Below are 12,253 nucleotides of genomic sequence, written 5' to 3'. Positions count from 1 at the left end.
GGGTTTCCTCGATTTGACAGAGACTTACCAAGAACATATACTCTTATTAGTAAACATTACGATTAAGCTATAACTTAGTTGAGGAGTGTGTATATGTCTACTGTAGAAAACTCAAACCATCGCGTTCCCGTTTCCGTTCTTACCGGCTTTCTTGGCGCAGGAAAGACGACATTGCTTAACCATATCCTAACGGCCGATCACGGACAAAAAATCGCAGTTATTGTGAACGAATTCGGTGAGGTCGGAATTGATAACCAGCTGGTCGTGGGAGCCGATGAGGAAATTTTTGAAATGAATAATGGCTGTATCTGCTGTACTGTTCGGGGAGATTTGATTCGGATTTTAGGCGAGCTTATGGATGCCAAACGGGGACTCAGCGACCGGAAGGTCGATTTTGATCGCGTCGTCATCGAAACGACAGGGCTCGCAGATCCCGCCCCGGTAGCACAGACCTTCTTCGTCGACGAAGAGATGGCGGAATTTTATAAGCTGGACGCCATCATCACGATGGTAGATGCCAAGCATGCGCCGCAGCATTTGGATGAAGGTCATGAAGCTCAAGAACAGGTAGCCTTCGCGGACGTCATCCTGCTCAACAAGACTGATCTTGTCGACGAGGAAGAATTGAACAAGCTGGAGCAACGGCTGCGTGCCATGAATCCGTATTCGAAAGTGTACCGAACACATAAATCGAACATTGATAGTAAGCATATCCTTGGAATCAACGCCTTTGACCTCGATAAGAAGCTGGAGTTCGATCCCGGTTTTCTTGAGGAAGAGCACCATGACCATGATGACGATGTGACCTCGATCGTAATGAGCGACGAACGTCCGCTTGATCTGAACAAGCTGGAGGACTTCCTTGGCATGTGGCTTCAAGATCACGGACCGGATACGTTCCGTTACAAAGGGATTTTGAATATCAAGGGCGTTAAGCAGCGCATCGTATTCCAAGGAATTCACATGCTGTTTGAATCCACACCGGACCGTGAATGGAGACCTGATGAGCAGAGAAAGAGCGAAATTGTGATTATCGGCCGAAACTTGGATGAAGCCTGGTTTCAGGAGCAGTTTTCCGGTTGTATTGCGGATTCCGCTGCTCAGGTTACATAAGAAATGTCAGCGATGTCTTCGGTGGATGAGCATCGACGGCAAGCGCCCGCCTCGGTTCGCTGCATGATCATTACGGTGTCTGACACCCGAACGCCGGAAACGGATAAGAGCGGAAGCCTCATGAAGGAGCTGCTACTGCATGAAGGCGGCTATGAGATCGTAGATTATCGCATCGTCAAAGACAATTACGATTCTATCCAAACGCTTATTCGAGAAGCGGCGAGCGGAGCTGCAGTGGAAGCGGTATTGGTTAATGGCGGAACGGGAATTGCCAAGCGAGACAGAACCTATGAGGCGGTTCACGACGTGCTTGATAAAGTTCTTCCGGGTTTCGGGGAAATTTTCCGTTACCTCAGCTTCGTAGAGGAGATTGGCTCGGCCGCGATCCTCAGCCGCGCTGTAGCCGGCGTATGCAATAACACCGCTGTTTTCTCTATGCCGGGATCAGCGGGGGCCGTCAAGCTGGCGATGAACAGAATCATTATCCCGGAGTTAAAGCATGTGATGCGGGAGATTTATAAGGACCTCAACTAATTTTCCATGTACATATAGCAGCTTGGAGCCTATATTGTTCAAACAGGGTCCAAGCTGCTTTGCAAAAAAAAGTACAGGCGAACGTGAAAACGTCCGCCTGTACTTTTTCTATATTCGGTGATTACTTCAATTTCAGGTTGTAGAATACTTTGCTTCCAATGTACTGCGCGGAAGCGCCAAGCTGGTCTTCGATACGAAGAAGCTGGTTGTACTTCGCTACGCGGTCCGTACGGGAAGGTGCGCCGGTCTTGATTTGACCTGCGTTCGTTGCAACCGCGATGTCCGCGATTGTGCTGTCCTCGGACTCGCCGGAACGGTGGGAAATGACTGCAGTGTAGCCTGCGCGCTTCGCCATTTCGATCGCGTCGAACGTTTCTGTCAGCGTACCGATTTGGTTTACTTTGATCAGGATCGAGTTGCCGATGCCCTTTTCAATACCTGTGGAAAGACGCTCTGTGTTGGTTACGAACAAGTCGTCGCCTACAAGCTGAACTTTGCCGCCAAGCTTGTCGGTGATCAGCTTCCAGCCTTCCCAATCGTCTTCGGAGCAGCCGTCTTCGATCGTAAGGATCGGGTACTTCTCTACCCAAGATGCAAGCAGGTCAACGAACTCTGCAGGCGTGTAGGACTTGCCTTCGCCTTCGAGGTGGTATTTGCCGTCTTTGAAGAACTCTGTGGAAGCAACGTCCATACCAAGGAATACGTCAACGCCTGGCTTGTAGCCTGCTTTTTCAATCGCGGAGATGATCGTTGTGATCGCCTCTTCGTTGGAGCCCAGGTTCGGTGCGAAGCCGCCCTCGTCACCTACTGCAGTGTTCAGGCCTTTTTCTTTCAAAACGCCCTTCAAGCTGTGGAAAATTTCTGCGCCGCAGCGAAGTGCTTCCTTGAAGGAGCCAGCGCCTACCGGAAGAACCATGAACTCTTGTACGTCTACGTTGTTGTCCGCATGCGCTCCGCCGTTCAAGATGTTCATCATCGGAACGGGAAGCTGCTTCGCATTAAAGCCGCCAAGGTAAGTGTAAAGCGGGATTTGCAGGCCGTCAGCCGCTGCGCGTGCAACTGCCATGGAAACTGCAAGGATAGCGTTAGCGCCGAGCTTGGCTTTGTTCGGCGTGCCGTCCAGCTCGATCATTGCGCGGTCGATCGCAACTTGATCCAGCGCGTCAAGACCAATAATTTCCGGAGCGATGATGTTGTTTACGTTGTCTACCGCTTTTTGAACGCCTTTGCCCAGGTAACGGGACTTGTCGCCGTCGCGAAGCTCAACCGCTTCGTATGCGCCAGTGGATGCGCCGGACGGAACGATTGCGCGGCCTTTGCCGCCGGATTCCAAGGATACTTCTACTTCAACTGTAGGGTTGCCGCGGGAGTCAAGTACTTCGCGTGCGTAAATGTCAGCAATAATCGTCATTGGGAAAATCGCTCCTTTAAAATGGGTGGTTTTGCAAGTTCAAACACACTTCTTCTATTGTATCGAAATGAGGCAATTGTTGGCAAATCGGGCGAGCTCCGCTGTTCGCGCATACCCTTCGCTCATTTACAAAGGACAGCGCCTCACAGGGACATCGGCTCTTACTTAATCAGCGTACGTCCGCTCATTTCCTCCGGCAGCGCAACACCAAGCAGCTGCAGAATGGTCGGCGCAATGTCCGCTAGAATGCCGTCGTCACGCAGGCTTGCATCCTGCTTCGTCACGATGATCGGCACCGGATTCGTCGTGTGCGCCGTATTACGCGTGCCGTCCGGGTTCGTCACAAGGTCCGCGTTGCCGTGGTCCGCCGTAATGATCGCTACGCCGCCTTGCGCCAGCACCGCGTCCACAACTTTGCCTAGGCACTCGTCAGTTGCTTCGACCGCTTTAATGGTTGGCTCCAGCAGGCCGGAGTGACCGACCATATCCGGGTTCGCGAAGTTGAGGATGATCGCGTCCTGACGGCCGGCTTCAATTTCTTGAACCGCCGCAGCCGCTACCTCATATGCGCTCATTTCCGGCTGCAGGTCGTAGGTTGCGACCTTCGGCGACGGAATAAGGATGCGCGTTTCGCCCGGAAGCTCGACGTCGCGTCCGCCGCTGAAAAAGAACGTCACGTGCGGATACTTCTCGGTTTCCGCGATGCGAAGCTGCTTCAGGTTGTTCTGCGCCAGCACCTCGCCGAGCGTGTTGTCGAGGTTTTTCGGCTTGTAGGCGACATAGCCGTCCACCGATTCGCTGAACAGCGTCAAGCACACGTAGTACAGGCTGCTTGGCGCCTTGTCGCCGCGGTCGAAGCCGCGGAAATCGCTGTTCGTAAATACCTGCGACAGCTGGATCGCGCGATCCGGGCGGAAGTTAAAGAATACGACCGCGTCGCCGCTTTCCACGAGGCCAACTGGCTGGCCGTCTTCGCCGACGATGACCGTCGGCATGACGAACTCGTCGAATACCGATTTCTCGTACGACTCGACAATCGCCTTCATCGGGTCCGTATACTTTGGACCGTCGCCGTACACCATGGCGCGGTACGATTTCTCCGTACGCTCCCAGCGCTTGTCACGATCCATCGCATAATAGCGGCCCTGTACCGTTGCAATACGGCCTACGCCGACGGAAGCGATCTTCGCCTGCAGGCCTTCCATATACTTGCGCGCGCTGTCCGGAGCGACGTCGCGGCCGTCCAGAAACGCGTGGATATACACGTCATCAAGCTGTTCCTTCTTGCAAAGATCGAGCAGCGCATACAGATGCTCGATATGGCTGTGCACGCCGCCGTCGGACAGCAGCCCGTACAGGTGCAGCTTTTTGCCGTTTTGCTTCGCATGGCGGACAGCGCCGATCAGCGTTTCGTTATCGTGAAAATCGCCTTCGCGAATCGACTTCGAAATGCGGGTCAAATCCTGATACACGATACGTCCCGCGCCAATGTTCAAATGGCCAACCTCCGAGTTGCCCATTTGCCCTTCCGGCAGGCCAACCGCTTCACCGGAAGCGGTTAGTGTCGTGTGCGGGTATGTCGACCAGTAGCGGTCGAAGTTCGGCTTATTCGCCTGGGCAACCGCGTTACCCTGCGTGTCGCCGCGAAGCGCAAAGCCGTCAAGAATAATTAACGCAACAGGTTTCGGTCGGTTCGCCATTACGCGCGAGCCCCCTCAACCAGCTGAATGTAAGATGCTGCCTCCAAGCTTGCGCCGCCAACCAGTGCGCCGTCGATGTCCGGCTGCGCCATGTATTCGCGGATGTTGTTCGGCTTTACGGAGCCGCCGTACTGAATGCGAACCTTCGCCGCTGTATCTGCTCCGAACTTCTCCGCAACCACGCCGCGGATGTAAGCAATGACGTCCTGCGCGTCTTCCGCAGTGGACGATTTGCCCGTTCCGATCGCCCAGATCGGCTCGTATGCGATCACAACGCTTGCCGCTTGCTCAGCGGACAGACCCGCGAAAGCTGCTTCCGTTTGCGTCTTGCAAACGTCCTTCGTTTGTCCCGCTTCACGCTCTTCGAGCTTTTCGCCGACGCAAACGATTGGAGTGAGGCCATGCTTGAATGCCGCATGAACCTTCTTGTTCACGATTTCATCGGTCTCCGCGAAGTATGCCCGGCGCTCGGAATGTCCGATAATGACGTACTGCACGCCCAGATCCTTCAGCATCACGCCGCTGATTTCACCGGTGAACGCGCCGTTGTCTTCAAAGTGCAGGTTTTGCGCGCCGATCCCGATCGACGTGCCTTTCGCTGCTTCTACCAAAGCCGGCAGGTTCGTGAATGGCGAACAAATTACGCTGTCTACACCCGCGACTTCCGCTTTGCCCTTCACCTCGGCAAAAAACGCCTGCGCTTCCCCGACCGTCTTAAACATTTTCCAGTTACCTGCAATAATCGGTGTTCTCATCGTTTGAGTACCGCTCCCTTCAAAAACATGTGCAAGGCCAATCCATTCTCCTATCCGAATTAGGAGCCAAGCTCTATTTATCTATTATCTTTGTATAAGGTCTCTATCGTGGTAAAAGACGGCTTTCCATCAAGATCTATTCCCTTGTGAAAAGCCGCCCCTCCAACTGTAAAACGCCCATATTATTATGAACGGTACCAAAGCGCCCGTTCTTACTTGTCGTTCAGTGCAACAACGCCTGGAAGCGCCTTGCCTTCCATAAACTCGAGCGATGCACCGCCGCCTGTGGAGATGTGGTCCATCTTATCCGCCAAGCCGAACTTCTCGGTAGCTGCCGCGGAGTCGCCGCCGCCGATGACAGTGTACCCGGAAGTTTCTGCGCAAGCTTCGCCAACCGCACGCGTTCCGTGGGAGAACGGCTCGATTTCGAATACGCCCATCGGTCCGTTCCAAACGACCAGCTTGGATTCCTTGATCACTTTGCTGTAGAGCTCGCGAGTCTTCGGTCCAATGTCGATGCCTTCCCAATCTGCAGGGATGCCGTCAACGTCAACGATTTGCGTGTTTGCCTTCGCGCTGAAATCGTCTGCTACCACGATATCCACAGGAAGCAGGAAGTTTACGCCGCGGTCCTTCGCCTTTTGGATGAAGCTAAGCGCAAGGTCCAGCTTCTCGTTATCCACAAGGGATTTGCCGATCTCATGGCCCTGTGCCTTCAGGAACGTGTAGGACAGACCGCCGCCGATAATGACGTTATCTGCGAGGTTGATCAGGTTGTTGATTACGTCGATCTTGTCTTTTACCTTCGCTCCGCCAACGATCGCTGTGAACGGACGGTCCGGGTTGTTCAGCGCTTTGCCAAGAACGTCCAGCTCCTTCTCCATCAGAAGACCGGAAACGGCTGGAAGATGATGCGCGATTCCTTCTGTCGATGCGTGTGCACGGTGTGCTGCGCCGAATGCGTCGTTAACGAACAGATCAGCAAGCTCAGCAAACTGCTTTGCCAGCTCCGGATCGTTCTTCTCTTCGCCCGGATAGAAGCGTACGTTCTCAAGCAGAAGCACGTCGCCTTCCTTCATGTCTGCGATCAGCGCTTTTACGTTGTCGCCTACCGCTTCGTCGGCTTTAATCACCGGACGGCCAAGCAGCTCGGACAAACGAACGCCTGCAGGAGTTAAACGCATTTCTTCTACGACTTGACCCTTTGGACGGCCAAGATGGCTCGCCAGAATGACCTTCGCTCCGCCTTCAATCAAAAACTTAATCGTCGGCAGCGTTTCACGGATACGAGTGTCGTCGGTAATTGCGCCATTTTCCAAAGGCACGTTGAAATCAACGCGGACAAACACCTTTTTGCCGGATACATTAACGTCTCTTACGCTCTTCTTGTTCATTGGAACATCCCCCGTTCATGGTTTATGTACAAGAAAAAACCAGGGAACGGAGAGGACGGCCCCTCCGTGTAACCCTAGTTTTCAGCTTTCGGTGTTCCGAATTACAGACCTTTTTTCGCGATGTAGCTCGCAAGGTCGAGGACACGGTTGGAGTAGCCCCACTCGTTGTCGTACCAGGAAACAACTTTCGCCATGTTGCCTTCAACAACCATTGTGGACAGGCCGTCGATTGTGGAGGAAGCAGGGTCGCCGTTGTAGTCGCTCGATACAAGCGGCTCTTCGGAGAAGTTCAAGATGCCTTTCAGCGGGCCTTCAGCAGCTGCTTTCAGTGCGCCGTTCACTTCTTCTACCGTTACGTTGACTTTAAGCTCAACTACCAAGTCAGTTACGGATACGTTCGGAGTAGGAACGCGCATTGCCATACCGTTCAGCTTGCCTTTCAGCTCAGGCAGAACAAGTGCAACTGCTTTTGCAGCACCAGTTGTGGACGGAATGATGTTTTCTGCTGCTGCGCGAGCACGGCGAAGGTCCTTGTGCGGCAGGTCAAGCACTTGCTGGTCGTTTGTATAGGAGTGAACTGTCGTCATCATGCCTTTTACGATACCGAACTTGTCGTTCAATACTTTCGCGAAAGGAGCAAGACAGTTGGTTGTGCAGGAAGCATTGGAGATAATGGTGTGAGCTGCTGGATCGTACTTGTCTTCGTTAACGCCCATAACGATAGTGATGTCTTCGTTCGTTGCCGGAGCGGAGATGATAACCTTCTTCGCGCCGCCTTTCAGGTGAGCTTCTGCTTTTTCTTTTGCAGTGAAGATCCCTGTGGATTCAACAACGATTTCTACGCCGTTTGCTGCCCAAGGAAGGTTTCCAGGGTCGCGCTCAGCGAATACCTTGATTGTTTTGCCGTTTACGATCAATGCGCCTTCAGCTGCTTCTACAGTCGCATCCAGTCGGCCATGAGTCGTATCATATTTCAGAAGGTGAGCAAGCGTGTTTACGTCAGTCAGGTCGTTGATTGCAACAATTTCTACTTCCGGGTTGTTCAAAGAAGCGCGGAACACGTTGCGGCCGATACGTCCAAATCCGTTAATACCCAATTTTACCATTTTGGTTTCCTCCTAAAATGTGTACTGTTTTTTTATTCAAGACGGCCAAAATGGCACGTCGTGATACCTGAATTAAATCCACTCTGCGATCTGCTGTGCAGCCGCTTCGTCGGTAATGAGGATGTCCTCATGCCCGTAACGCAGCACTGCGGCAATCGCTTCGCCTTTGCTCGTTCCGCCGGCCACCGCAATGACGGTGTCCATGCTTTTGATATCCTCCAGCCGGAGGCCGAGCGTCGGCATCTTGTGTATAACCTGTCCTTTGCGGTCAAAGTAATACCCGAACGCTTCCGCGTTAGCCCCTTCCCGCTCTAGATCCTCAATCACCCTTGCGTCTACCCTGCGGCGCCTTGCCATCACCTTCGCTTCACCTATCCCGTGAAGCACGATGCTCGCCTTGCGGATATCGGCCAGCACCTCTTGAATGCCGGGCTCTTGAATTAAGGATTGATACGCTTCCTCGCTAAGATGGTCGGGGACATGCAGCAGCCGGTATTGGCCGCCCGTCTTCTTCGCCATCGTCGACGCGATCGTATTCGCTTGAAGCTCCACGCTTTCGCCGAGTCCGCCCCGCGCCGGAACGAACAGCAGTCCCTTCAGCGTCCCGGATGCCGTCAGCTGGCTCGCAACCGCCGCCATCGTTGAGCCGCCGGTTACCGCTACTACCGCGTGCTTGGCGGCTTCCGTAGACCTGCGCAGCATGTGCGCCCCGGCTCTGCCGAGCTCCAGCTTCACATGCGGCGAATCGTCGGAATCGCCCGGTACAATAATAACCTGCCGCAGGCCGAACGCCGTGCGCAGCTTTTCTTCCAGCTCCGTTAAGCCGAGCAGCTCCTTCATAAAGGGCTCCATATCGGCTAAGAGCTGTTTGCCTGTTTCGCTGATGCGCATGCCGGCTTGCTCAATCTCAATCAAGCCTTGCGATTTCAGCAGCTCCGTTTCCGCCCGCAGCACCCGTTCCGTCATGCCGATGGAAGAGGCCAAGGTGCGCCGGCCAACCGAGCCCGACAGCATAATGTGCTGCAGAACCACGTGCCGTTTGCGCAGCGTTTCCAGCACGTCCGGAAGCAATTGTTTTTGAATCTCGACAATTCGCCTCACAGCAGCCCTCACGATCTCGGTGGGTCACTTTTTGTCCCTATGAAACATTTTAAGTCCCACCGTCTTCTTTATTGTAAACAATTGCCGAAAGTTTTTCAAGGAAAAAAAAGAAGAGAATGGCCCCATCCCATTCTCTTCCCAAATCGTTTTTTTCATTCAGCTTTTCCGCAAAAAAGTGGCCCAGTTCTTAGAACGGGCGATGATCACGGCCGCAGCCGCCCCAATAAGAACTAAATACACATATAATACCGGCAGGCTCCCCATTCCCTTCTGGTATAGGGCCACCGGAAAATCAACCGCAGCATGCAGCAGCGCCGCGTAAAGCACATACTTTAGCTTGCCCGAACGTACACCGATCAGCACGAGCAGCGAAAACGCAATGTGCAGCAGCATCGCCGGAAGCCGCTCCAAGCCGGCCGCGATGTATTCCCACCACGGCGTCGTCACCAGCGCGCCGCGAATTTGCGCCACCGCTTCCGGCGGGGCTGACGCGCCCAACGCTTCCTCCAGTTTGCCCTGCTGCATCAGCAGGGCGAACGCGATCGTTTGAACGCCGCCAATGACACCGATTAGGATCGCCTCAATACCTCCGTGCCCGACACCAAGCGAAATCCCGTCCTTGCGTTCCAGACGGTTGCGAAGCAGCAGCTTCCAACCAAAGTATCGACCGAACTCCTCAAAGAAGCCCGCTGCCAGTCCCCCATATAGTGCATAAAGCCAAGGGTTCCCTAATGCTTGTGCTGTCACCGGGTTTACGCTGAACACATACACATGAAGCAGCTTCTCCAGCACCTGTGAAAACACAACAAACACCAAAATCCCGACCCCTGCGGCCTTCCAGGAGAAGCCGCCGCGCTTGTGAAAATACACAATGAACAGGATGGGAAGCAGCAAAGAGATCAGGATTTGCATGGCCGCTCCTGCCAGTGCTCCGGCACTGATCATTGGTTGTTCTATCATTACGCTTTCCCTCCCTCTTGACGGAATACGAGATACGAATACACATAAGGCACGAGAGAGGATGCAGTAATGACTGTGATCACGACGCCAATCGACCAGCCTGCCGGTATAATAAAGGCCGCCGCAATAAGCACAACTCCCGAAATGCACCACAAATATCCGGTCAGCCGCTGTGTCTTGCGCCATACCGCCTCATTAACCATCGTCCACGGCGTCCGCACACCGATAAACCAATTTTGCCGGAATCTCGGCATTAGGTTACCCAGGGTAAAAAATAGGAAGCCTACCGCCACCAGCGCCCATTTCCCCTCCATCAGCGGATACCCCAGGTTATAAGCGATGATCGCATAACAAACGACGATCGAAAACAAGGTCAGCACCCAGCGGACAACGTTAATCGCACCGACCGCTTTATTAATATTTTCTTGGTTCGGATCAAGTTTCGTAACAAACTTCAAAAATAACGGCAGTATAATGACGAGTCCGACAAACATCGCATAAAAGCCCAGCTTCGGCGTATATCCATCCGGTGTTCCGCTCGTATCAAAGTGAGTCGCCATCCTTTCCGGCAGCTGTGAGGCAAACAGCAGGCTGACAAGCCATGCCGCCCCTCCTGTAAGCACCATCCACAAATCCGCTTTCGTCCAAAATCTCTTCATCTTTCCGATCCCCTTTCGATTTCGTTCCTCCGCCTGTCTCTATTTCAGGTCCGATCAGCCATTTCCAGCCCGGATCATTTTAAAAAATCCGCTTGTTTTATTCCGATTTCGATTTCTTGGCCCTTCTTTTCTCCTTAGTACCAGCTTGCTCCTTACCGTAGCCCATTGAAGGGTCAGACGGCTTTGGCGCAAGCTCTTTCTGCGCCTCTGCTTCGGCTTCCACCGATGCCGCCCCCTGCACTTCCCCGAGTCCTTCTACATTCCCGGCGCTCTCAGCGGGCCCCTGCATAATCCCGATAAACCAGCTCATCATCTCCTGCACCACCGTCGTATTGATCGAATATACGATGTGCTGGCCTTTCCGCTCGTCATCGACTAGCCCGGCATGCTTCAAAGCATTTAAATGATGCGAAATACTCGGCTTTGATATTTGAAAATGCTCCGCGATCTCTCCGGCTGACATATCCCGGTCGCGCAGCAGCTGCAGTATCCTTCGGCGGGTAGGATCGGACAGCGCCTTAAACGTTTCATTCATGGTGTCACCTGTACCCTTCTCATTTAAATATTTAGATAATTATCTAAATATTTAACCCAAATATATCTCATTATTTCCGAGTCTGCAAGCCCTCCATTCGCCGAAAAAATTGCCACATTGGTACGCTTGCATTTTAGCTCTTAATAACATATAATCATTTTTGCACCTTGCGCTCGTGGTCCAATGGATATGACGCAGGCCTCCGGAGCCTGAGATCGGGGTTCAATTCCCTGCGAGCGCGCCATTACCTTACAAAAACCAAAGCGGTTTTCCGAATATTTCGGAGAGTCGTTTTTTTGTTTATTTGATGTTTGACCTTCTTTGACTTTTTAGGAGGATTGCGGTAGTATATTTTTGTATACAATATAACTATGTGACCCAAAGAGGAGGTACGCCTTTATGAATTTCGTCCCAATGGTTGTAGAACAAACAAACCGGGGAGAACGTGCATATGACATCTACTCCCGTCTATTAAAAGACCGCATCATTTTTCTGGGCAGCCCGATTAACGACGTTGTTGCGAACAGCATTATTGCACAGCTTTTATTCTTGACGGCTGAAGATCCGGAGAAGGACATTCATCTGTATATCAACAGCCCGGGCGGATCCATTACCTCCGGGATGGCGATTTACGATACGATGCAGTTTATTAAACCCGATGTATCGACGATCTGCGTCGGCATGTGTGCTTCCATGGGTGCATTCCTGCTTGCCGCCGGTGCGAAGGGCAAGCGCTTTGCCCTGCCGAACGGCGAAGTCATGATTCACCAGCCGCTGGGCGGTGCGGAAGGCCAAGCGTCGGATATCGAAATCCGCGCGAAGCGTATCCTCGGCCTGCGTGACAAGCTGAACCGTATTCTATCCGAGCGTACCGGCCAGCCGATCGAGCGCATCGAAAAGGATACGGACCGCGACAATTTTATGGATGCCCAAACTGCCCTTCAGTATGGAATCATCGATAAAGTCATCGAGCGCGCGTAAGTTT

Annotated in this window: 11 protein-coding genes, 1 tRNA gene and 1 pseudogene; 4 read left to right on the top strand and 9 right to left on the bottom strand. The window is 53.0% G+C overall.

Annotated elements, in window-relative coordinates; genetic code table 11:
- The first annotated feature begins 93 nt into the window (after positions 1 to 93).
- Both GQS10_RS08085 and GQS10_RS08080 read left to right on the top strand, forming a co-directional pair.
- Positions 94 to 1,113, top strand: a complete 1,020-nt coding sequence (locus tag GQS10_RS08085; RefSeq protein ID WP_166240875.1) for a CobW family GTP-binding protein — start codon at positions 94 to 96, stop codon at positions 1,111 to 1,113.
- Between the two features lie 12 nt (positions 1,114 to 1,125).
- A complete protein-coding gene (locus tag GQS10_RS08080; protein ID WP_166241105.1) occupies positions 1,126 to 1,647 on the top strand; it encodes a MogA/MoaB family molybdenum cofactor biosynthesis protein in 522 nt (173 codons plus the stop codon).
- Positions 1,648 to 1,768: 121 nt separating this feature from the next.
- Here GQS10_RS08080 and eno read toward each other — a convergent pair whose 3' ends face one another.
- From eno to GQS10_RS23080, 9 genes and pseudogenes are all read right to left on the bottom strand, one after another.
- A complete protein-coding gene (gene eno, locus GQS10_RS08075) occupies positions 1,769 to 3,058 on the bottom strand; it encodes a phosphopyruvate hydratase (RefSeq protein WP_166240873.1) in 1,290 nt (429 codons plus the stop codon).
- A 161-nt stretch (positions 3,059 to 3,219) separates the two neighbouring features.
- Positions 3,220 to 4,758: a 2,3-bisphosphoglycerate-independent phosphoglycerate mutase gene (gene gpmI, locus GQS10_RS08070; protein WP_166240871.1), complete on the bottom strand. Its 1,539-nt coding sequence runs from the start codon at positions 4,756 to 4,758 to the stop codon at positions 3,220 to 3,222.
- Positions 4,758 to 5,513, bottom strand: a complete 756-nt coding sequence (gene tpiA / locus GQS10_RS08065) for a triose-phosphate isomerase (protein WP_166240869.1) — start codon at positions 5,511 to 5,513, stop codon at positions 4,758 to 4,760. Before tpiA ends, gpmI begins: the two co-directional genes overlap by 1 nt.
- A gap of 212 nt (positions 5,514 to 5,725) precedes the next feature.
- Positions 5,726 to 6,907 carry a phosphoglycerate kinase gene (locus GQS10_RS08060; protein ID WP_166240867.1) on the bottom strand — a complete coding sequence of 394 codons (1,182 nt, stop codon included), beginning with the start codon at positions 6,905 to 6,907 and terminating at the stop codon, positions 5,726 to 5,728.
- 101 nt (positions 6,908 to 7,008) lie between these two features.
- Positions 7,009 to 8,013 carry a type I glyceraldehyde-3-phosphate dehydrogenase gene (gene gap / locus GQS10_RS08055; protein ID WP_166240865.1) on the bottom strand — a complete coding sequence of 335 codons (1,005 nt, stop codon included), beginning with the start codon at positions 8,011 to 8,013 and terminating at the stop codon, positions 7,009 to 7,011.
- Between the two features lie 72 nt (positions 8,014 to 8,085).
- Entirely contained in the window at positions 8,086 to 9,114 is a 1,029-nt protein-coding gene (locus tag GQS10_RS08050) for a sugar-binding domain-containing protein (protein WP_166240863.1), read from the bottom strand.
- 156 nt (positions 9,115 to 9,270) lie between these two features.
- Entirely contained in the window at positions 9,271 to 10,074 is an 804-nt protein-coding gene (locus tag GQS10_RS08045) for a YhfC family intramembrane metalloprotease (protein WP_166240861.1), read from the bottom strand.
- Positions 10,074 to 10,733: an SdpI family protein gene (locus GQS10_RS08040; protein ID WP_166240859.1), complete on the bottom strand. Its 660-nt coding sequence runs from the start codon at positions 10,731 to 10,733 to the stop codon at positions 10,074 to 10,076. The genes GQS10_RS08045 and GQS10_RS08040 overlap by 1 nt, the downstream gene beginning before the upstream one ends.
- A gap of 315 nt (positions 10,734 to 11,048) precedes the next feature.
- Positions 11,049 to 11,268, bottom strand: a pseudogene (locus tag GQS10_RS23080) (autorepressor SdpR family transcription factor); the annotation flags it as partial.
- 169 nt (positions 11,269 to 11,437) lie between these two features.
- Here GQS10_RS23080 and GQS10_RS08030 point away from each other — a divergent pair.
- Positions 11,438 to 11,512: transfer RNA gene (locus GQS10_RS08030), tRNA-Arg, on the top strand.
- A 155-nt stretch (positions 11,513 to 11,667) separates the two neighbouring features.
- Positions 11,668 to 12,249, top strand: coding sequence for an ATP-dependent Clp endopeptidase proteolytic subunit ClpP (clpP, locus tag GQS10_RS08025; RefSeq protein ID WP_166240855.1), 582 nt, complete (start codon positions 11,668 to 11,670; stop codon positions 12,247 to 12,249).
- Positions 12,250 to 12,253 lie beyond the last annotated feature (4 nt).

The organism is Paenibacillus turpanensis, assembly GCF_011421635.1.
Classification (GTDB): domain Bacteria; phylum Bacillota; class Bacilli; order Paenibacillales; family YIM-B00363; genus Paenibacillus_AK; species Paenibacillus_AK turpanensis.
Note: the sequence above shows the minus strand (reverse complement) of the source record. Positions and strands in the feature narration are given on the sequence as shown.